General features: G+C 63.7%; 15 protein-coding genes and 1 tRNA gene. 6 read left to right on the top strand and 10 right to left on the bottom strand.

The features are described 5' to 3' along the window. From VKP62_14045 to VKP62_14020, 6 genes are all read right to left on the bottom strand, one after another. Window positions 1–1,913 (bottom strand): protein kinase (locus VKP62_14045; protein MEB3198316.1); only part of this gene is annotated, 1,913 nt, incomplete at its 3' end. A gap of 88 nt (window positions 1,914–2,001) precedes the next feature. Continuing rightward, window positions 2,002–2,727: a Stp1/IreP family PP2C-type Ser/Thr phosphatase gene (locus tag VKP62_14040; protein ID MEB3198315.1), complete on the bottom strand. Its 726-nt coding sequence runs from the start codon at window positions 2,725–2,727 to the stop codon at window positions 2,002–2,004. Between the two features lie 103 nt (window positions 2,728–2,830). Next, the gene (locus tag VKP62_14035) at window positions 2,831–3,124 is read right to left on the bottom strand and encodes a hypothetical protein (GenBank protein MEB3198314.1); all 294 of its coding nucleotides are present in this window, start codon (window positions 3,122–3,124) and stop codon (window positions 2,831–2,833) included. Between the two features lie 88 nt (window positions 3,125–3,212). Continuing rightward, window positions 3,213–5,720, bottom strand: a complete 2,508-nt coding sequence (gyrA, locus tag VKP62_14030; protein ID MEB3198313.1) for a DNA gyrase subunit A — start codon at window positions 5,718–5,720, stop codon at window positions 3,213–3,215. 108 nt (window positions 5,721–5,828) lie between these two features. Continuing rightward, a complete protein-coding gene (locus VKP62_14025; GenBank protein MEB3198312.1) occupies window positions 5,829–7,820 on the bottom strand; it encodes a helicase C-terminal domain-containing protein in 1,992 nt (663 codons plus the stop codon). Window positions 7,821–7,963: 143 nt separating this feature from the next. Then, window positions 7,964–9,241, bottom strand: a complete 1,278-nt coding sequence (locus tag VKP62_14020; GenBank protein ID MEB3198311.1) for a clostripain-related cysteine peptidase — start codon at window positions 9,239–9,241, stop codon at window positions 7,964–7,966. Between the two features lie 304 nt (window positions 9,242–9,545). On the opposite strand from VKP62_14020, the gene VKP62_14015 reads away from it, so the two are divergent. Together VKP62_14015 and VKP62_14010 are read left to right on the top strand one after the other, a co-directional pair. After that, entirely contained in the window at window positions 9,546–10,550 is a 1,005-nt protein-coding gene (locus tag VKP62_14015; GenBank protein ID MEB3198310.1) for a pre-peptidase C-terminal domain-containing protein, read from the top strand. A gap of 65 nt (window positions 10,551–10,615) precedes the next feature. After that, complete coding sequence (locus VKP62_14010; GenBank protein MEB3198309.1) at window positions 10,616–11,404, top strand: alpha/beta fold hydrolase; 789 nt, start codon at window positions 10,616–10,618, stop codon at window positions 11,402–11,404. A gap of 67 nt (window positions 11,405–11,471) precedes the next feature. On the opposite strand, the gene VKP62_14005 is transcribed toward VKP62_14010, so the two are convergent. Genes VKP62_14005 through sppA form a run of 3 tightly spaced genes read right to left on the bottom strand, consistent with a single transcriptional unit; the run spans window position 11,472 to window position 17,906 of the window. Further along, window positions 11,472–14,711, bottom strand: a complete 3,240-nt coding sequence (locus VKP62_14005; protein ID MEB3198308.1) for a BTAD domain-containing putative transcriptional regulator — start codon at window positions 14,709–14,711, stop codon at window positions 11,472–11,474. 28 nt (window positions 14,712–14,739) lie between these two features. Beyond that, window positions 14,740–15,588: a DUF350 domain-containing protein gene (locus VKP62_14000; GenBank protein MEB3198307.1), complete on the bottom strand. Its 849-nt coding sequence runs from the start codon at window positions 15,586–15,588 to the stop codon at window positions 14,740–14,742. A gap of 26 nt (window positions 15,589–15,614) precedes the next feature. After that, window positions 15,615–17,906, bottom strand: coding sequence for a signal peptide peptidase SppA (sppA, locus tag VKP62_13995; protein ID MEB3198306.1), 2,292 nt, complete (start codon window positions 17,904–17,906; stop codon window positions 15,615–15,617). A gap of 525 nt (window positions 17,907–18,431) precedes the next feature. On the opposite strand from sppA, the gene VKP62_13990 reads away from it, so the two are divergent. The 4 genes from VKP62_13990 (at window position 18,432) to VKP62_13975 (ending at window position 21,644) form a co-directional block, all read left to right on the top strand. Further along, complete coding sequence (locus VKP62_13990) at window positions 18,432–19,340, top strand: D-Ala-D-Ala carboxypeptidase family metallohydrolase (GenBank protein MEB3198305.1); 909 nt, start codon at window positions 18,432–18,434, stop codon at window positions 19,338–19,340. After that, window positions 19,337–20,239, top strand: a complete 903-nt coding sequence (gene thrB / locus VKP62_13985; GenBank protein ID MEB3198304.1) for a homoserine kinase — start codon at window positions 19,337–19,339, stop codon at window positions 20,237–20,239. Before VKP62_13990 ends, thrB begins: the two co-directional genes overlap by 4 nt. Window positions 20,240–20,269: 30 nt before the next feature. Continuing rightward, window positions 20,270–21,499: an aspartate kinase gene (locus VKP62_13980; protein ID MEB3198303.1), complete on the top strand. Its 1,230-nt coding sequence runs from the start codon at window positions 20,270–20,272 to the stop codon at window positions 21,497–21,499. A gap of 72 nt (window positions 21,500–21,571) precedes the next feature. Beyond that, window positions 21,572–21,644, top strand: a tRNA-Ala gene (locus VKP62_13975). Between the two features lie 195 nt (window positions 21,645–21,839). Here the strand turns inward: VKP62_13975 and VKP62_13970 are convergent. Next, a partial coding sequence (locus tag VKP62_13970) for a hypothetical protein (protein MEB3198302.1) occupies window positions 21,840–22,301 on the bottom strand: 462 nt, incomplete at its 5' end.

The raw sequence follows: 22,301 nt of genomic DNA, 5'->3' as shown, positions 1-22,301 counted from the left end.
TCGAACACCTGCACCCGATGATTGAGGGTGTCCGCCACGAAGACATAGCCGGAACGGTCCACCGTCAGGTCGCGCGGCACGCTGAATTCTCCGGGGCCACTGCCGCGTCGCCCGAAACTCGAGACGGATTTACCACGGCTGTCGAAGGTCTGAACCTTGCACTGGCCATAGTCGAGCACATACAGCACATACTTGGGGCCCACACACACGCCAGAGGGTGACTGCATCTCACCATTCACGCCGAAGTTCGCCATAAAAGCCTGATTGGGACTGTACATCACCACCCGGTGTCCGTTGGGTTCGGAAACATAGATGGTGCCATTGCCCGAGATGGCGATGCGCCCCGGTATGGCCGTCGGCTCATTTTGATTCCGGCGCCGGTCCCAGACCGACAGTTGCTTGCCATCCGGATCCAGCACGTAGATGCGATAGTCCAACTCATCGACGACATAAATCCGACCGCTCTGAGGGGCGATCGTCATCGACCGGGGAAAGCGGAAGCTTTCCTTGCCCATCGCCGGGCGAATGTCCCGCAGATGCTTCCCTTGAGGGTCAAACACCTGAATGCGTCCGTTCTCCGTGTCTGCGACGTACAGGCAGCCCCGTGCGTCGATGGTCAGGCCGCGGGGCTGCTGAAACTCTCCCGGATTGAAGCCGGAGGTCCCGAAGGCAAACAAGAAGCGGGCGCCGATCACCGGTCGCAAGCGCAAGGCCCCGGTATTCGGCCCGGGCGCCCGGCCCGCTGTACCCGGCGGACCAAAGCCTGGGGCGCCCCCCCCCGCCGCTGGACGGGGTGACGCGAAGGGAGAAAGCCCACCGGTTCCACGTCCCGCTGGCGGGGGTGGGGGCGAGACCACGATCCCGCCCACCCCACGGGTGGGCGCGGGAGGTGGGGTCAGCCCGCCGGGACGATTGGCCGCGCCGGCCGGCGCCCCCGGCTGGGTCGGTTGAGGCGGAGGAGACTGCAAGCGACCACATTTGGGGCAGGCCCCTCGCCCGCCAGGGATGCCCGTGCCACAAAAGCGGCAGGCCACCACGTTCAATTGAACCGGCCGCCCGGGAGGTGTCCCCGCGGCATCCTGACGCTGCGAACTTTGGAGGGCCTGGGCCATCTCGGCGGCGCGCTGGAAGCGCTCGTCGGGACTCTTGCGCAACGAGCGCATGATGACGGCGTCCAGACGCGGTGGGATGTTGGGGTTCATCTGACGAGGAGAGACCGGCTCCTCGCTCATGATCTTCATGATGGTGCCCCCGACGTTGCCGGCATCGAAGGGGGTCCGCAGGGTCAGCATCTCGTAGATCATGGCACCTAGCGAGAAGAGGTCAGAACGCCCATCGACGAGCCTGGAATCGCAAAGCTGCTCAGGGGAGATGTAGGCGATCGTCCCCAGCGTCGTTCCCGCCTGCGTCAGCTTCGAGACCTCCCCCACGTGACGAGCCACACCAAAATCCATCAACTTGATCTTGCCGTTATCGAGCAACAACACGTTGTCAGGCTTGATGTCTCGATGAACGATCTGGTGAGCATGCGCGTACTCAAGAGCGGCGCAGACCTGGGAGGCGATGTCGATGGTCTGCTCGATCGTGAAGGCCTTGCGCTGATCGATGTAGTGCTGGAGGCTCTTGCCCTCGAGGAACTCCATCACCATGTAGTGCGCGTCCCCGTCGCGCACGTATTCATAGACGCTGACAATCGCGGGATGTTGCAGTTTGGCCGCGGCCAACGCCTCGCGCTGAAAACGGGCCACCACGTTTTCGGCCTCGTCCGCCATCATGGCCTGCCCGGCCAGCGACAGCTCCTTGATCGCGACCTTGCGGCTCAGCCGCCGATCCTGAGCGAGGTAGACAACGCCCATGCCGCCGCGACCGATCTCTTTGATAATTTCATAGTTATCGCCGAGAAGCCGATTCACGAAGGGCTCCCCTCATCCCGATGAAACAACGTCAGCCTGTTCTGACCCAATTGGCACCTCTCGCCACTCGCAGCGCAGACGGATGCGCCTAGTCGTCGTTGAAGACCAGAACGACCGAAATGTTGTCCGAGCCGCCGCGCTCGAGGGCCAGTTGGACCAGATCATGACAGGTCTGCTGGGGGTCCTGCGACGAAACCACATACTGCAGCATCTCATCGTCAGACACGAGTCCCGACAGGCCGTCGGAGCAGATCAGGAGGCGATCGCCTGGCTTCAACTCCCGCTGCTGGGTGTCTGCCTCCAGATCAACCTGCATCCCCAAACAGCGGGTGATCACGTTGCGATAGGGATGGCGAGCGGCTTCCTGAGGGGTGATGGCACGTGCCCGCACGAGTTGGGCCACGATGGAGTGATCATCGGTGATCTGGTCGATCCGGCGATGCCGGATCAGATAGGCCCGAGAGTCTCCCACGTGCCCCACGTACATCAGGTCATCCTTGGTGACGATGACGGTGGCGGTGGTACCCATGCCGCGCATGGAGGCATCTTCCATGGACGCGTTGATGATCTGACGGTTGGCTTCCTGAATGGCCCCCTGAATCTCATCGATGAGCTGCCCGTTGGTGGCCTGCTGCGTGGCCTGGGTCAGGTGGCCGGAGATAATCTGAACAGCCGTCTGGCTGGCTTTTTCGCCCGCTGCATGGCCGCCCATGCCGTCGGCCACCATGAACAAACCGAGCTCTTTGTCGGCGAACAGGTAGTCTTGATTGATCTCCCGGACCTTGCCAATGTCCGTCAGGTAGCCGACTCGCAAGCGTTTCCACCTTTCCTGTCGAGAAGACCTCCGAGTGTGGCCCGGATGGAATCCACGGTTCTGTGCGTTCCGTACCCAGCCGGCGCCCAAGCCGAACGCCTTCTCAACGATAATTTGCCCGGGTTTGTAGGGCCGTCATCAGTTGATCGGGGCCTACCAAGTCCAATTCGAGTAGCACTTGAGCCAAGCTGTCGCCGGTCTCGTGCTGCCGGTTCAGGACATTTTGCAACTGAGACTGATCCAAGATGCCCGCTTCCATGAGGATGGCAGCGAGAAGGGGCACTCCCTCTGGCACCAGCGAGCGAATTTCCTGGTGATATCCAGAATGGCCGCCATGGCCATCTTGCGCCCCGTAGTAGGCGTCGGACTCGACATGGGAATAGCTAAATTCGCCCACGTGAAATGCTCCTGCGACGCCCCCGGGTTGCGCTGGCACCAGCCAACCTCACCCGCGATGGGCAGTATGCCACGTCGTGGCGGCCGATTCAAGCGTTCGGAGGGGCCGGAGGCTCGTCTTTCAGAGGGGCGCCGCCCTCCCCAGCATCCGAATCATCGTCCGTCATCACGACGGGGGCGACCCCTGCCACCCGTTCGTCGTCCCCGAGGCGCTGCAAGCGAGTCCCCTGGGCGCTGCGTCCTGTTTGCCGAACCTCCCGCACCGCCTGCCTGATCACGACCCCGTTGGTGGTCACGATCACGACTTCCTCGTTCTCCGTCACGACCAGGATGGCGGCCACCTTGCCCTGACGGTTGACGTTGAGTTTCACGTTGATCAAGCCCAGGCCGCCCCGATTCTGGAGTCGGTATTCCTCGATCGGGGTCCGCTTGCCGAAGCCATCCGTCGTCACCACCAGCACATCGGCCCCTGGCGAGCAGATGTCCATGCTGACCACCCGGTCTTCCGGTCGCAAGCTGATCGCCTTGACGCCACGGGCCGTTCGCCCGAGCGGGCGGAGTTCTTCTTCCGGGAAGTGGATGGCCATCCCCTCAAGCGTCCCGATGATGATGCTCTGACCGCCATCCGTCATCCGCACCCAGCCCAGTGCATCTCCCTCATCGAGGGCCACCGCAATCAAACCGTTGCGCCGGATGTTACTGAAAGCAGACAGCTCGGTCTTCTTGATCACGCCTTGCTTGGTCAGCATCACCAGGAACTTGCCGTCATCGAAAGACTGGACAGGCACCACCGCCGTCACCTGCTCATCACCCGAGAGTTGAAGCAGGTTGACGATGTTCATGCCCTTGGCCTGACGCGACGCCTCGGGAAGTTCGTGAACCTTGAGCCGATAAACAATGCCACGGTCACTGAAGAACAGCACATCCTGATGCGTCGAACTCACGAAGAAGTGACGAATGAAATCGTTTTCCCGCGTCTGCATTCCGCCGATGCCACGTCCGCCCCGCCGTTGCTTGGCAAAGGTGTCGAGACTCAAGCGCTTCACATAGCCCTGGTCCGTGATGAAGATGGCCATGGGCTCGTCGGGAATCAGGTCCTCGGTGGAGAGTTCTCCATCGCTGTGCTCGATCTGCGTGCGCCGTTCGTCACCGTACTTGTCCCGCACGGCGGCCAGTTCAGCCTTGATCACGCCGAGCAACTTGGCGTGGTCTTCGAGAATGGACTTGAGGTCTGCGATTCGTTTGGCCAGTTCCGCACGTTCTGCTTCCAGTTTGGCGCGCTCGAGGCCGGTCAGGCGGCGCAACTGCATATCGAGAATCGCGTTGCACTGGGCCTCACTCAGATCGAAGCGAGCCATCAGAGCCTGGCGAGCCGTCTCCGTGCTGTCTGCGGCCCGGATGATGCGCACCACCTCATCCAGGTGTTCTTGAGCCTTGAGCAGACCCAACACGATGTGCTCGCGGGCCTGAGCTTTGTTGAGGTCGAAACGGGTCCGCCGCGTCACCACCTCGATGCGATGGTCGATGTAGGCCTGAAGCATGTCCCGCAGGTCCATGATGCGGGGACGATTGCGATCCAGCGCCAGAAAAATCACGGAGAAATTCTGCTGCATCGGCGTGGCGCGATAGAGGTTGTTGAGCACGACCTGCGGCACGGCGTCGCGTTTGAGTTCGATCACGCCCCGCATGCCCGAGCGGTCGCTCTCGTTGCGCAAATCGCTAATGCCATCGATCTTCTTGTCTTTGACCAGTTCAGCAATCTTCTCGAACAGCGGGTCCATACCGACCATGTAAGGCAGCGCCGTGATGACGATCGCCTGGCGGCCATTGCGCCCTATTTCGACCTCCGTGTTGGCGCGAACCGTGACACTGCCCCGTCCGGTGGTGTAGGCGTCGACGATGCCCCGGGTTCCCATGATCGTTCCCCCACCAGGGAAGTCAGGCCCCTTGACGTGCCGCATCAGGTCAGCGGCCGTCAGTTGCGGATCCTCGATCAGGGCCACTGTCCCATCGATGATCTCCCGCAAGTTATGAGGCGGGATGTTGGTGGCCATGCCGACCGCAATCCCCGTCGAGCCATTGACGAGCAAGTTGGGAAAGCGGGCCGGCATCACGGTCGGTTCTTCCGTGGTGCCATCGAAGTTCGGGACGAAGTCGACCGTGTCCGAATCGATATCGGCCAACAGTTCCCCGGCAAGCCGGCTCAGACGGGCTTCGGTGTAACGGTAAGCGGCAGCCGGGTCCCCGTCCACCGAGCCAAAGTTTCCGTGGCCATCCACCAGGGGGTAGCGCGAAGCGAAATCTTGCGCCAACCTCACCATCGCGTCATACACGGAACTATCGCCGTGGGGATGATACTTACCGAGCACATCGCCCACGACCGTCGCGGACTTCCGGTGCTTGCGTTCAGCCGTCAGGTTGTTCTCGGACATCGAAAAGAGAATGCGCCGATGAACAGGTTTCAGGCCGTCTCGCACGTCCGGAAGGGCCCGCCCGACGATGACGCTCATCGCATAGTCCAGGTAGGACTGCTTCAACTCGTCTCGCAGATTGATAGGCGTGATTTTTTCCGAGTTGAGGGGCGGCAGTGAAGTCAAAGCGACCTCCAGGCAAGGTGGCCCGAATCAGACGGCAGGGGGCAACGCCTGATCATAACACGATGGGCGGTCTTGGGGGGGCGCCGCCGCCTGAAAGATGAGCGCGTTTCACTCCTGATGAGGTCCGGCGTCGTGCGAGACCGGAGCCTGGCCCAGCACGGGGGCATAGGGGTCAGGCTGCTGAGGCACTGGCAGCGAGGCAAAGAAATCGTGCAGGGCTTCCGAACTGTTGAGACGCGGGCACGGCGGAAGCGCCCGCAGAATCGTGCGCCCGTAGGACTTGGTCTGTAACCGCGCATCCAGAATGGCCACGGCCCCCTGGTCGGTCGCCGTGCGAATCAAACGCCCGAATCCCTGCTGCAACTTGAGAATCGCCTCGGGTAACGTGTAATCGCGAAACCAGTCTCGCCCTTGCATCTTGAGGCGCTCGACGAAGGCCTGCACCACCGGGTCATCGGGCACGGCAAATGGCAGGCGGTCGATAATGACGCAAGAGAGGGCATCGCCCGGGACATCCACGCCCTCCCAGAAAGAGCTGGTGGCAAACAACACCGCCTGAGGCGTTTCTTTGAACCACGCCAGCAACTTGTTTCGCGGCCATTCACCTTGCTGCTTGCAAGGGAAGGGGAGTCGGGTCGCGAGGGCCGCCCAGGCCGCCCCCATGGCCTTGTAAGAGGTGAACAGGACGAAGGCCCGCCCCTGACTGGCCGTCAAGATATCTCGGATCGCCTCGTGGCTGGCGCCTTCGAAGGCCGCGGAGGCGGGCTCCGGAAGCGCGGGCAAATACAGACGCGCTTGCCGGGCGTAATCGAACGGCGAGGCCAGTGCCAGCTGACGCGTGTCCCTCGACAGACCAAGCTGCCCACGAAAGTAGCTGAAGTCACCCCCGATCGACAGGGTGGCCGAGGTCAGGACCGCCGTGCGCTGCGACCAAAGCAGCTGAGACAACGGCTGCGACACGTCCAGCGGGGCCGACAAGAGCTCGAAATAACCGGTTTCTCGATTGACTTCCACCCAGTTGACCCGCTCGGAACCGGTCACATCCGCGTGGTGAGCAAAAAATTCCCAGCGGGCGATCAGGTTCGTGATCTGGGTCGCCAGTCGCGGGCGATGAAGCGGCGCCTTGGACTTGACCTCGGCATCGGGAAAGATCATCTCGTCCAGGTGGTCGTTCTCCATCCATTCGCGCAGTTCACCGAGTCGTTCGAGATAGGTCTCCGCGATGTCGAGAAACTCCGCGTCCGGATACAGGCGAAACTGGGAGCGCCCGTGTTTCCAGATCCAATCGACCAAACGACTTTCGGCTTCGACCAGGGCGTAGGCGATGCGCTCAGGCGGCGCCTGCCAGCGTCGGCGGATCTTCTGCAACAGCTTGGTCAACGCATAGCGGCCCACGCTGGCGGTGAAGGCCTGGGTCGCGATGCGGGGGAGATGGTGGGCCTCATCGAAGATGACCAGATCGTGATCGGGCAGAATTCCCCCACCGGTCGCCAGGTCGACCATGTAGAGTGCGTGATTGGCGATGATGATGTCCGCGCGCCCCAAACGGGCCCGCGCCAGGCGAAAGGGATTCCGTTCAAAAAACTCACACTTGTTGCCCAGACAATCGTCGGAGGTGCTCGCCACCTCCCCCCAAAAGCGTTGGGAGGGAGCGAAACCGAGCGAGGCCAGGTCCCCGTCCCAGGCATCGGCCTCGGCGATCAGGCGATCCACCTCCGCGCGCAGCAGGTCCCCGGAAGGAATCGCACGGTCCGCCTCCCAGAGCTTTTGACGACACAAGTAGTTGGAGCGGCCCTTGGCCAATGCCACGCTGCGATTGTGACCGGAAGCCGTCAGCAAAAAGGGTAGGTCTTTTTCGATCAGTTGTTCCTGCAACTGAATCGTGCCCGTGGAGATGACCACGGTCTTGCCGGCATGGATGGCCGGTAACAGATACCCGAAACTCTTCCCGCTGCCTGTACCCGCCTCTACCAGGAGTTGGCCACCATCCGCCACCGTCTCCCGGATGTGAGCCGCCATCTCGAGTTGCTGGGGGCGAACCTCGTAGCCAGGCAGTTGCGAAACAATCGCTTGAAAAAAAGTTTCGAATTCCAGATTCACCGACTCATCCTATCACGCCACCAGGGATTGGATGCGGCGCGGCCCCCCAGGGCTCACGAGGGCGCCTCGGCGCGCTGAACGGAGACACCCATACAGCAAAAAGCCAGGGGCCCAAAGGCCCCTGGCTCCGGAGGTCCGCGAAACTAGCGGTAGTTCTTGAGGAAGTCCTTCCAGGAGGTGGCAGCAAAGGCAATCCGAGCAGGGTCGCCATACGCACCATTGATGTTCTGGCTGGGCGTGGGGAAGTACAGCACCAGGCCGGTGGCGCCAGCGTTGTCAGCCGAGTGTGCCTCGCGAACGATGGCCGTGCGGTAGGTCGCATCGAGCTTGTTCGCCGCGGCAGCCACCTTCTGGTCACGCACGTTCGCCTTGACGTTGGCCAAGAAGCTGCCGAGGTCGGCGCAGTCGCGGTTGTAGAAGGTCTGAGCCTTGCTCCGAGCACCCTGGAACGCTTGCTTGTTGGCGGCCATCCCCTCGATGGCGACCTGCGAGAACTCGTTCAGGGCGGGCACCACATTGTTCGTCCAGGCCGCCACATCGACCAGGGACAGCGTGGTGTCATCCCGGCCCGACGACTGCGAACCACCCGGCTGGTACGAGGCGTGGTAGGTGTCGACCAGAGCGGACCCCACAGCGGCGGGCGTCTTGGCTTCCAGTTTCGCCACCGCATTCAGCCATCCCCGGTAGTCCCAGCCCGCGCCAGGCTCCAACTCTTCCGAGGCGACCAGGTAGTCGGCCGAGTCCTTGACCTGGTAGGCAATCTCGCCGTGCGCCATCAGGCAGGCGTCGAAGCCCACGATCGAGAAATTCTTGCCGGAGGCCGTCTTGTAGGCCGCCCCCAGGGTCGTCAGGTCAGCCGTCTCCAGATTGGACCCGTTGTCGTCCCAGCCGAAGCCCTTGGTGATGGGGTTGGGAGCGCCGTGGAAGATGCCGGACCCGTGGTCCCAGAAGGAAACCATCGTGTGGTCGGCCTTGACGTTCTGACCGGCCCATTCCAGGAAGCGAGTGACCACCTTGACGTCGCCCGAGTCAATCTCATTGTTGGCGGGGATGACGGAGGGAACGGAGAGCTTCTCGGAGATGATGTTGCCATTCATCCCGGAGTCCCGCTTGACCTTCAGCACCGCGGAGTCGCCGTTCTTGATGCCGTCGAAGAGCACGTAAATCTCGACCGAGCCATCAGCGGGCAGGCCGGCTTCCATCTCGTTGAGATCCTCGAGCGCGAAGCGGTACAGGTTGTTCTCGGCCGCAAGGTGGACCAGGATGGCCCAGGTGCCGCCCTTTTCAGCCTTCCGCTTGGCCGCGGCGTTGTAAGTGAAGGGGCGCTTGGTCAGGCCCACTTTGGGGCCCATCTGGGTGCCGCAGCCTGCGAGCAGCAGGGTGGCGGCGGCGAGAATCGAGGCAGACCGCTTGAAGTTCACGGGGGTTCTCCTTACACGGTGAGGAACGGGGTTGACGCAAGCTGGGCACCGGGCGCAACTTAATTTCGCCTTAAGAACAGATTAACCATAGCCGATTACAATCATCGTTTCAACAGGGGTAAAGGTAAAATTAATATATTTAACCTTTATTTAACCACTTTTCTTGGAGCCAAAGCCGGCAATTCGTCGTCGTGTCTTGCATGCCTGCCTTGTGAGTTCTAAGATGGCCCCGATCCGCCCTGACGATCTTCCGTCGGGGGTTCGGCTCTGAATTCGTCACACTTTGCATTGGAGGACTCTCCGCGTGAACGTTCGCCCCTCATCGCTCGGTCTGCTGATCACCGCCGCGTGCCTGACCGCAAGCTGCACGGTCAACGTGGATGGCGCAGCCATTCGGCCACTTGCCGGAGGCGGGACTGCGGGTGGGGCGGCGGCGTCCTCCCCTGCGCCCACGGGCGCGGCTCAAACAGGGGCGGGCCAGTCCAGTGCCACGCCCAAGCCATCGGCCGCTCCCGCGTCGCAGGCACCAGCCGCCGCCCCGACGCCAGGTGCCTCCGCGGAACCCGGCACGGTGCTGGAAAAAGAAGCGAACAACGACTTCAGCACCGCGCAAGTGGTCCAGGTCGGTGACGTGATCAAGGGCGCAACGGGCGGAGATGAAGCCGGAGATTACTACCAGATCACCATTCCGCAGGGGAAACAAGCCGGCTGGCTGAACCTGGAACTGGATGAAAGCGGCCGGAATTACGTCTCCCGCATCGATTTCTTCAAGAGCGACAAGAGCGGCCTGAGCTACGAGAGCGCCAGCGATGGCACCACCCAACCCTTCAAAACGAGGTTGGCGGTGAAGCCGGGCGCGACCTACTTCCTGGTCGTCGACAACCACGACGAGGCGGTGCCTTATACCTTCAAACTCAACTTCGCGCCCGTGGCGGATCCGGCAGAGCCGAACGATGGCTTCGACACTGCCTCGGCGCTGAAACTGGGGGTGGCCGTTCCGTTTGCGACCTTCGCGGGCGCCGGCGAGACGGCGGACAAGGATTACTTCAAGGTGAACCTGCCCGCAGGCAAGAGCAAGCTGAGGGTGAAGTTCGAAAACAAGTCGACCAAGGAAGAACCCGCCCGCTACCGGGCTGACCTGTACAAGGCGGACAAGTCGTTGGTCACCTACGTCGCGATCAGCGATGTCCAGGCGGACCTGGACGAGGCCTTCAACGAAGACCTGGAGCCCGGTGACTATTACGTCGTGGTCAGCGACACCGATGAGGGTTGCTCGATCCTGAGCAACCTGACCGTCACGGCCGAATAAGGCACCAATGCCCTCCTGACCCCGGGCGCGCCCCCTCGCCCGGGGTTTATCGTTTCCGAAGGCTCATGCACGAACCTACCTTCGAGATCCTGCTGGATGACACCACCCTCCGGGGCAGCTGGACGTTGCCCGAAGGACCGGGACCGCATCCCCTGGTCGTCTGGTTGCACGACTTCGGTAGCAACCGCAGCGAATCGCGCGGGCTGTTCGTGACGGGAGCGCGTCATCTTGCCGCCTGCGGATTTGCGTCCTTGCGCTTCGATTTCCGCGGGTTCGGCGAGAGCGGCGGTCAGAGTGCCGACAGTACCATCAGCACCATGGTGCGGGATGTCGAAGCTGTTCTGGCGCATGCCTCCCACAACCCCTCCGTCATGGGGTCCTGTGTCACGCTGTTGGGGTTTGGCCTGGGCGGGGCGATCGCCAGCCAGCTCGCCCAACACCCGGCGGTCAGCGCCATGGTCATGTGGAGCCCGATCGTGTTCCCCGTGCCCATCTTCGCCCGCCTCGGCCTGTATGCGGCACACCCGGAAATCCAGCGCCAGGGCTGGATGGACGCCGGAGGCTTCCGAGTCGGCCGCACCTTCCTGAAGGAGCTGGTCGATCTGGACCCGCTGGCCGCCCTGTGCGAGTGGAACAAGCCCTTGCTGGTCCTCTGGGGTGAGGACGACACCGTCGCCACCTCGGAGAACGCCGCGGCCCTGGTCGAGGAACGCCCGGGGGCAGAGGGACACGCCTGCCCGCTGGCGGACCATCATTTCGGGACCCTCAAGGCTCGTAGCTGGCTGTCGGAGCACACCACCACCTGGTTGAGGCAAGCGCGCGCCATCGCTGAGCAGGCCGAGGCGACAGACTGAGCAGGGTCGAGCGGGGTCACGAGGGGGCAACGGCCGCCTTCAAGATTCCCAGACTGGCGCGCGGCGTTCAACTCTTGGCGGTGGCAAGCTGCGTGTAGCAAGCCTCGAAATGAGGACTGGGCGCCAGGCCCAAGCGTGACTTGAGCGCCTTGCGGCAATCCCAGTAGACCTGGCGGATCCGGTCCGGCCGACCCATGCGTTGCTGGTAGCCCATCATGGCCACATAGGGCTCCTCGTCGGTGGGAGAAACCGTGACGGCACGGGTCAAGCAGCGCAAGGCGTCAGCAGATGCCCCTGTGGCCTCGTAATGGGAGGCCAACCAGATCAGCCAGCCCACGCTGCGACGATGCACCTGTTCCCGTTCAGCCTCGAAGTGCTGCCCTGCCAGTCCATCCTCCAGCAACCCCCCGCGCAACAACCTCAGGGCCTCCTCGTAGGCCTCCGCCGCCGCAGCCGCATCCTCGGCTTTCAGGCGATCGCCGCGATGGCCCGCCTCCTCGAAGCAGCGCAGGTCGAAAAACTCGACCAGTTCCCAGTTCAAGACGTAGCGGTCGTCCTGCGTCAGCACGTAGGAGGACGGCTGCCCCTTGGCCAAATTTGGTTCCAGCACGCGTCGCAGGGCGGAAACATCGACTTTGAGGGTGGTCAGGGCCGCCTGGGTGGGCAGTGCGCCCCCGCCCAGGCATTCACTCAACTGGCTCAGGGTCAGTCCACGTGGATGGAGCAACAGGGCCGACAAAATCCACTTGGCTTTTCGTCGAGGCCAGTGATCGATCAGAACCCCGTCACGGCGCGCTTCCAGAGAGCCAAGACAGCGCAGCGAAAGTCGGCCCCGCACAGAGCCCGGCACGGGGCGGTCCTCCAGCGGCGACAGGGCAGCCGTCTCGGCCTCCTGGCCCAGCTGAACCGCGTGCGCGGCCGCCTGCGACAGGGCCGCCTCGGCGAACGATTGTCCGATTCCGCTCTCGGTCACCAGGGAGGCAATTTCCTCCCAGAGCAGCGGATCATCGCCCACCAGGGAGCGATAGCCCCCCGCTTCCGCCAGTCGCATCGCGGCGGCCAGACTGGCCTGAGCCGGGGCGTTCGCCCCCTGAGCCAGGTCCGTGGCTGCCCGGTAAAGGTAGGCCCGGGTCAGGTGCCAGCGCGCACCCTGGGCCTCCAGGGCCGCGATGAGCTTGTTCCAGTATTCGGAGGCCTCCGCCAAGCGCCCCTCCAGATGAAGGGCGCGGGCCAGGGGCACCATCAAGGCCAGGTCATAAATCGTCGCAGCGGGCAGCGGCAAGCGACTCGCCACGGCCGACAGCGCCCGCCCCGGTTGGCGACGCGAGAGGGAGAGCCACAGCTGGCGTTCCAGCACCAGGAGCTGTCCCTCGGGATTGCCCGCCCGGGCGAAGGTGTCCCGGGCTTTGCGAAAATCGTCTTCCGCGTCTCTGGCCTCGCCCCGCAGGTGGTGCCACAGGCCGCGGGTCACGTGAGCACAGGCCAGGTCGTGCCAGTCCAGTTGCTCACTCCAACTGTCAGGTAAGGCCCTCAGAAATGCGCCCGCTCGGTCCCATTCCCCCTGGAGCAACTGCACGTGCGCTTGCATGAAACGCGCGTGGAGACGATAAGGCGCGAATCCCCACTGTTCAGCCAGTCTTGCAGCGTCCGTCACCCGCGCGAGGGACTCTGCCAGGTCCCCCTGATGCAGGGCAATGGTGAAAAGATTGAGCAGCGCGATGCAGTGCGACGCTGCCAGTTCAAGACGTCCCGCGATGGGCAGGCCAAGCACGCGAAGGTTTTGGGCCCGCATCTCGCCCAGGTCACCCGCCTGCTCCGCGGCCAGACTGCGGGCCAAACACAGATCGGCGAGATCGTCGTCGCGAGCGGCGGACACACCCTCCAAGTCCAGTAACTGACGAAGGGAATGAACGCGCAGTTCCTCATGCAACAGGCCAATGGTGACCTGACGGACCCGTACCCTCAGGGCCCCCGCGTGATCTCCGCGGCCCTCGTACAATGCCAGGGCCTGCTCGTAATACACCCTCGCCTCGAGTGGGAGTCCCGCCGTGGAGGCGAGATGTCCACGCCAGAGAGAGAGCAACGGCTCACGTTCGGAAACCTGCCCGGGGAAAGCCTCAAGCCAGCGAGTCATCAGGCCATGTCGACCACTGAAGCGCATCGCCGGGAATGCGTCCTCACAGACTGCGCAGGCGGCCTGCCAATCGCCCGCGGCGATCCAATGGTGGAAGGCCAGCTCAGGCCGGTCGGCGAAATGCCTGGCGGCAGCCTGATGCCATGCTGCCCGCAGCGTGGCCGGCAGCGTCCGCTCGGCCTCCACGCGCAAAAATTCCAGCAAATAGGCCGGAAAACGGTAGGTCAGCCCATCGGCCAGCCGACGCACCAGATGGTCGGCTTCGCGCGCGGCCAGGATCTCGGCCGCCTCCGGTTCTGCCAGTAGCGCGCGGCAGACCTCGGGTTGCATTTCATCCATCAGAGCGGCGCGCAGCATGAAACGCCGACGAGGGTCGGATTGCGCCTCATAGAGTTCCTCGGCCACGTAGGCCATCAGCGGCTCGACCCCCGCCGCGCGCGGGGCCAGCCGCCAATCCCGGTCTTGAGCCGCCTGCGTGGCCAGCGCCAGCCCCAGGGGCCAACCATCCAACCCGGTCGCTTTACGCCACCAGGCATCCGGAATCTGTCCGTCCGGGGCCCGACGCGCCATGAAGGCCACCTCCTCTTCGGAGGAGAAACGGAGCCCATCTTCCGCGATGACGTGGAGGTTGCCTAGGGCCTGGGCGCGCCCGACCGGAAATGACAATCGCGACCGCGAACTGAGCAAGACGTGAATCGAGGGAGGCAGCTTGTCGAGGTGGTAGGCCAGGGCCGTCAGCAACTCAGGAGCGCCTGGCAACAGATGATGCACGTCATCCAGCACGAGTACGGTTTCCGGGAGATTGAAGGCCGAAACGGCAGCGAAAAAGCGTTGCCAGAGCAGCCGCGCATCGGCACGATCTCCTGCCAGGAGGCCCATCAGGTCCTCGCCGAACTGAGGAACGAAGCGACGCATTCCCGCGATCAGGTAGTGAAAGAAGGTCGCCAGGTCCGCATCAAGGGCATCGACGGCGTACCAGAGCACCACCTGGCCTTCTGCCAGACGGGAATCGACCAAACTTCGCAACGCCAGCGTTTTCCCGTACCCGGGTCCCGCCACCAAGCACATCACGGGCGGAAGGGGCTTTCCCGGGGGCCAGAGCTGGCGTTCCAGCGCATCTCCAGGCAGATCGGGAGGAATCAGCTTGGACAGGTTCAACCACGCGTCGGTCAAGCATCCCTCCAAGCAGTCCTCTGAAAAATCAGGCGACGCTGACCAGCACCCAGGCAAACCCGATGTAAGTGACGGCTTCGATCACGCCGACCCCCACATTGCGGTCCTCGGAGATTTCACGATTGAGGTTACCGAAACCGAGCAGCAATCCATTCACCACCAAGCTGCGCACCGGCCAGAGCAACAGCAACGGCGCACACCAGATGAGGAAGGTTCGGACCTCTGAGGTCCAATCCGTGGCGAGATAGGCAATGTCACCAAGGACCGCGTTCTGCAAGATCACGCCCATGGCCACCAAGGCTCCTGCATAGCCGACGGCGGCCGCGGGATTCTGCCCCTCGGTGATCTGCAGATGCAGGTCATAAGGCGTCACGTACTCGAACAAGTGCGCCATGAGCGCCAGCACCACCTGGCCCAACAGTTGAAAAAGAAAGAGGGCCACCCAGGCAGCCAGACCCGCGCCTTCCCCTCGCACCGCCCCGCTGAAAATCAACCCCGTGGCAATGAAGGTCGCGGCCAGGACCATGGCCGCCGACACGTTTCGTTGCTCCAGAATGTCCCGTCGCAACTTGATGCCCCCGACCAGCGGCGCCGCAAAAAGCGACAAGAAGAGCACCAGCACTCCCGCCGCGCCAAACGCCGCGAACGACAGCAGGTCCTCACGGCCTCCCGACCCGGGAGCAGCGGCCACGCCGGCCAGGGCAATCAGCACCCCGAAAAAGTAACCGGCCAGGGTGATGGCGACGGCTGGATTGTCGTGCGTGGTGAGTTCGGTGTTCATATCCCGCCGAAGGACAACGCCCCACAATTGTTTGGCGCCCCAGAGCAGGAACAGGGCCTCCAGCATCATCACCGCAACGTTGAGGTAGCGTTCCACGCGTCATTCCTCCCTGGCTGTCGCCGTCACTGGGCCTCTACCCGCACGGGGGGAGCAATCAACCAGGTGTTGGTGCGGGTGAAGCGCTGCAGCGATTCGACCGTGCGACGCAGGCGCGTGTCCATGGTGCTGTCATCCAGCGCCTGCCAAAGGGAGCCCGGCTTGGGATAAAACTCGACCACGGACTGTCTGGGGTCCAACTTGCCCATTTCTCGCGCATCGGCGATGGCCGCCTCCAGGCCGCCGAACTTGTCCACCAGGCCGTGTTCCAGGGCCCGTGAGCCAGACCACACACGCCCCTGCGCCAGTTCGTCGACCCGCGTGGTCGCCATCCGCCGGCCCTTGGCCACCCGTTCCAGAAACTGGCCGTAAGTGAAGCGCGCCTGTTCCCGCAGCAGCGCCACCTCCGCTTCGGTCATCACCCGGGTGGGGCTGTCCATGTCGGCGTGAGTCCCTCTTTTGAGGGTTTGCGTCGTCAATCCGAGCTTGTCGAGCAACCCCTTCACGGCAAAATGGCCGGTGAACACGCCGATCGACCCCGTGATCGTGCCAGGTTCCGCATAGATGCGGGTGCCGTTGGCCGCGACCCAGTATCCGCCGGAAGCAGCGACATTGCCCATCGACACGATGACGGGCTTGTTGTTGAGCCTGAGCAGGTCGATTTCGCGTCCGATCTCATCGGCGGCCAGCGCATCGCCACCGGGAGAATCGACGCGCAATACCACGGCCTTGACCCGATCGTTTCGACGAAGCTCACGAAGGGCGCGCGTCACCGTGGCCGAGCCAGACGAAGGACCGTCGAGCAAGCCCCCCGAGGTGCTCTCCCCCCGCATGATGCCGCCGTCGATCGTGACGACAGCCAGTACGTCCGGCTGCGCCCAGGTCTCGGGTTTGTATTCGACCAGGTGGTAGGTGTTGGCCCCGACCTTGTCGAACAAGTCCGGCACCTGGTCCGGATGAAGCACCTCATCCACGAGGCCTTTCTCCTTGGCGGCAACCGGCGTCATCAGGCCACGCTCGACGGCCTTCTGGACCTCGTCTTTGCTCAACTTGCGCGCCGTGGCGATCGCCTCGACAATCGCGTCGTAGGCGTCCCCCAGCAGAGCTTGTTCCTGCTGAATGGCCGGTTCACTGAAGTCCTTGCGGGTGTAAGTCTCCGGCGCCGACTTGTACTTGCCGATGCCGACGAACTGGGGCTCCACCCCCAGCTTCTCGAAAAACCCTCGAAAGAAGGGCGTGGTGGTGGCCAGCCCCTTCATATCGAGGGTGCCGGAGGGGTGCATCACCACCTTGTCCGCGCCAACAGCCAGGTAGTATTCGGCCAGGCTCGGGTCACTGACGTAGGCCAGGGTTTGCTTGCCCGATTTGCGGAAATCCGCAACCGCGTCGCGCAATTCCTGCAAGACCGCGAGCCCGGCTGAGATCCCCCGCATGTCCAACACCAGGGCACTCACCTTCCCGTCCTCCTTCGCCGCGGCGATGCGACGGGTCAGGTGGAGCACGCCGGGGTATCGGTCGGGGCGCAGCTCGATCAGGCTTTGCGGAATATCGGTCAGATCGCCCTCAAGACGCAGATAGGCCACGTGGGAGAGTCCGGGGCGCAGCGCGCGCCGCGGCTCCAGATCGCTAGAGGTCACGTAGGCCATGTCACTCCCGGCGAAGCGAGAGGTGAGCCCGGTCATGAAACCGGTTCCCAGAGCCCCGAACTGGAGTCCCGCCCCCAAGCTGGCATTCAGACGGGTATCCGCCACCGCCCGCAAGGTCAGACCGGGCCACGGCTCCACTTGCAGTCCAAACCAGGGAGTCGCGGACTCGAGCGGCGTTCCCTCAGCCCAGGCGGCATCCACCGAGAGCGTCAGCCGATCAGTCCAGGGGCGAATTCCCAGGCCAGGGCGATAGAGGCGGGGCTGCACCGAGCCATTGCCCGTTGTCCCGGCCACCAGAGGCTGATTGAGGTGATGAACCGAAAGGCCCGCCGACAGCCAGCTGGCTGGACGGTACAACAGGGACAAGGCCAGGTCTGGACTGCTCCCCCCGAGACCATCAAGGAACTGCAAGTAGCCGAACCGGCCTCCCAACGCCAAGCCCCCTCCGAGTTCGGAGCTGGCCGCGAAACTGAACAAGTTCAAGAGACGATTGCCTGGAGAACGCCACTGCTGCCAGGAGAGCCCCCCACCGCCCCCCGTCAGGAACAGATGGGTCTGGTCCAGACCGTTCAGCGAGCGACTGAGAAACAGCTCTGAACTACGCTGAAACGAGAGGGCCGCAGGGTTGACGGCCAGGGCGGAGGCGTCTTCCAGGGTGGCGACCGACGACAACGTCCCCATTTCAAAGGGCTGAGCTGCAGGCGCCTGAGCCGCCTGGGCAAGGGCCGCGTGGGGCCAACTCAGACATAATCCGACCAGCCCCGTGCGCCAAGCCGACGAAGAGAACGCGCCACCAGGAAGTCGCATGCCAGGAATCCCCTTTTTGCCGCTGCCGGGCGGCCCACGCCGCCTGACAGGCTGAGGCTGAACGGGATGCCAACCAGGCCCGGCCAGTATAGCCCCTCGCCCCCCGATCGTAAAGCCAGTTCAAGCTTTCGCTGGGGTATCGGTCACCGCTGGCCAGGTGCGTTTGTTAAGTTTCTTGACGGGTCGGCATCCCGTTATTGCGACGCTTGGCTGCCAGGTTTACAATAACGCCCGGTCTTCTGTTACCCATTGACTCCTCTCTCCCTCCGTCTTCCACAAGCCACCATGACGCTTTTCAGGTATATCGCGACCACTGCTTGGCTGGCTCTCGTGCCCTTGGCGCCTGGAGCGAGTGCCCAGGAGGCAGAAAAGCCCCCCACATTTCCAGCGATGGAGCGAAAAGGAGCCGAAGAGGTTCACTTCGCGCCACCCGCGCAGGCAGCCACGCGACTCAAGCTGCGCGACCTCTCGAACTGGACGGATTTCGTGGTCGTGCCCCCCGGCGGGCGACTGCCCCTGGCACCAGCGCCGGGTGAGGCGTCCGCTGCCGTCACGTGGCGGGCCCAGGCAGGCACGGTCGCTTACGCCGAGCGTCTGGCCGTCTGGCAGGCCCCGCTGCAGGCGGGCGCCTACCAGTTACGTGCCCACGGGCTCCTGGCAGGCCGACCGGTGCAGCGTGTGCTGACGGCCTTTGTCTCCGTGCCACTCGGTCAGGTGCGAGCCGGCAGTCTCAATGGCTATCCGATAGGTCACTATCCGCGAGGGGCTCACACCCGGCAATATCAGACCGCCAGCCGTGCCCAGCGCGAGGACGCCTATCGCGTGCCAGCGGGGTTCATTGAACTGGACCACGCCACCGCGCTGACCCCGGTCAGCCGCCATTACACGCTGGCGGACTTCCAGGGCAAGGACACCGCCGTGGGCGGACGCAAGTACCTGTTTTTGGACCCGAGACTGGTGGAGAAGCTCGAACGCCTGGTCGACGTGCTGGCCTCTCAGGGGCACCGAGCAGGGAAGATTCCCTTGATGAGCGCGTACCGTTCCCCCTGGCTCAACCGGGCGATCGGGAACGTGACGGGCCTCAGCCGCCACACATATGGCGACGCGGTGGACATGATTGTCCAAGACTTTGACCGCAATGGCCGCACCGATGGGAATGATGCCCGCATCTTATTGGCCGCCGTGACCAAACTCGACCGCGAGACGGACCTGACGGGAGGCGCGGCCATTTATCCGCCCAATGGGGCTCACGGTTACTTCGTCCACACGGACACGCGCGGCACCCTGGTACGCTGGTGAACGTCCGAGTCCCCGCCACCAGCGCCAACTTGGGCCCCGGTTTCGACGTGCTGGGGCTGGCCCTTCCGCTGTACAATGACCTCCATCTGAGCCACGCGGAACGTGAACACGTGGTTCACACGGGGCCCTGGGCCAGCGCGTTGTCCGTCGAATCAGACCACCTTTCCCTGCAGGCCGCCCGGCGAGTCGCCGCCCTGGTGGGGAGAGCCTTGCCCCCCATGCGCTGGGATGTCACGGTACGAATTCCCCCTGCGCGCGGGCTGGGAAGTTCCTCGGCTGCCATCGTGGGCGGCCTCGTCGCTGCCAACTTGCTGTTCGACACCCCCCTCTCAACCTCCCAATTGCTGATGCTGGCCACCGACATGGAAGGGCACCCCGACAATGTCGCTCCAGCGCTCCACGGCGGGGTCACGGCGGCATTCAAGGACGGGGCCGATACCTGGTGCCTGCCGCTGGCAACCGCCGTTCCGGGGTCCTTGGTGGTGGCGATCCCCGACTTCTCGCTGTCCACGGCCGAAGCCCGCCAGGTGCTGCCCGTCTCCGTGGACCGTCAGGCGGCGATCGCCAACCTGGCGGCCGTGACCGCCCTCACCTCCGTTATCTTGACCGGGAACGTATCATGGTGGGGTCGCGCGCTGAAAGACCAGCTTCATCAGCCTTATCGACTGCCTTTGATACCGGGGGGAACCGAGGTCTTGGAGGCAGCCCGGGAGGCAGGCGCCTGGGGCGCTGTCATCAGTGGGGCAGGTCCCACCTTGCTCGCGGTGTGCCCGCCCGACCGTGCGGCCACCATCGCAGCGGCGATGCGGGACACCTGGCGCCCTCACGGGAACGTCATTACCCACACCTTCAACCAGCTAGCGGCGGGAGCCGCTCCCTGTGAACCTTCCCGCGGATAGCGGCAACCTGAACAGTCGAGGAAACAAGTCATGACCTTGGTGGTGCAGAAATTCGGCGGCACATCCGTGGCGACGCCTGAGCGCATCCGACACGTGGCCCATCGCATCGCGCAAGCGAAGCAGGCGGGCCATCAGGTGGTGGTCGTCGTCTCGGCGATGGGACACACGACCGACGAACTGCTGGAGTTGAAAGACCAGGTCACCGCCTTTGCCTCGCCCCGAGAGATCGACATGCTACTCGCTACCGGCGAGCAGGTGTCGATTGCCCTGGTCGCCATGGCGTTACAATCCGCAGGAATCCCGGCCATCTCGGTCACCGGGGCGCAAGCCGGGATTCGCACCGAGCCGGTTCACACCAAGGCCCGCATCATCGACATCCACACGGACCGTCTGCGACAGCTGCTGCTCGACGATTACATTCCCGTCGTGGCCGGATTTCAAGGGGTCACGCACAACGGGGAAATTTGTACCTTGGGCCGTGGAGGTTCAGACACCACGGCCGTGGCGCTGGCCGCGGCCCTGCGCGCCGACGAGTGCGAGATTTACACGGACGTATCCGGGGTGTACACCACCGATCCGCGCCTCGTGAGCGATGCCTCCCTGCTACCGGAAATCTCCTATGACGAGATGCTAGAACTGGCGAGCCTGGGGGCCCAGGTGCTGCATCCGCGCTCGGTTGAATACGCCAAGCAACATCATTTGAATCTGCGTGTCCGCTCCACCTTCGATGAGGGGCGCGGCACGGTCGTGAAGGGAGTGGATGAATTGGAAAACGTGACCCCTGTCCGCGGTGTGGCCGTGGACATGAATCAGGCCAAGGTGGCACTGCTGGCAGTGCCGGACACCCCGGGCATCGCGGCCCGGCTGTTCGGGGCCCTGTCGGACCACGCCATCAACGTGGACATGATCACGCAGGCCGTGCGAGCTGAGAACACCAACGACATCGGCTTTACCGTCCCGCGCGATGACCTCGACAAGGCCGTCGCCGTGACCACCGACGTGGGCAAGGCAATCGGGGCTGGTGAGGTGGTGAAGAGTCTGGAGGTCGCCAAGGTGTCGATTGTGGGCTCTGGCATGGTGAATCACGCCGGCATTGCGGCCCGCATGTTTCAGGCCCTGGCCGATGGCAACATCAACATTCAGATGATCGCCACCTCGGAAATCAAGGTCTCGTGCGTGATCAACCGCGACCAGGCCCAGCAAGCCGTGCGTCTGGTCCACAATGCGTTTCACCTGGGCTCACCTGTCCCCACCGTGTGAGGCAGGCGGCGTTGACAGCTTTCCGAGCGCCCTGCTAAGATTCCCAAGTCCGCTTCGGTGGACGACGTTTCCGGGGGTATGGCGCAGTTGGTAGCGCGTCTGCATGGCATGCAGAAGGTCACCGGTTCGAATCCGGTTACCTCCACCTGATTAAAGAGGTCGAACCTGCCTGGTTCGACCTCTTTTTGTTCCTTGGGTTCTCATACGGCGTCAGGACGGATACATCGGTACGCGGTGGGACGGAATGGCCTGAGGGATTAGCCTCGCCAGAGCTTGCGCCCCCTCACGAGCCCCTTCCAAGACGACTTGGAAGGGGCCGTGTTTCTGATCCCGCTGGGGCTCAGCGGACGTCCCCTGCATCGGACAGCGCCTCGCGCCGGCCCGGCACATTCACCCGGTCGAGCCGCGCCCCCTGCACCAACCCGGCATAAAAGCCCAGGGCCAGACGCAGCCGCAGCCGGTCGAGCTGGCCCATGGCCTGGCGCCGTTGGCCCTGATCGAGGCTGGCCAGAAACTGGACCGTGGGGCCTGGGTCAAATGTGGCATTCAGGGCCTCCAGCGTCCGTTGTAGATCCGCCTGGCCGCCTTGGCGCAGATGCTCGGCCATGGCCAGGGCAAAGGCCGTCCGGGTGGACTTCCAGGCTGATTTGAGTTCCATCACCAGCTTGTCCAGCGCCTCCCGCTGCGCCACGCTGAGGTCCAGGGAACTCCCCGTCTCAGCGGCGAATCGGTCCAGCATGCGCTCGAAGACCATGCGATGGCTGCCGGCGAAGTGCGAGATGCCATGAGCCACCTGCAGCCG

It is taken from the genome of Candidatus Sericytochromatia bacterium (genome assembly GCA_035285325.1).
Lineage (GTDB): Bacteria > Cyanobacteriota > Sericytochromatia > S15B-MN24 > JAQBPE01 > JAYKJB01.
Note: the sequence above shows the minus strand (reverse complement) of the source record. Positions and strands in the feature narration are given on the sequence as shown.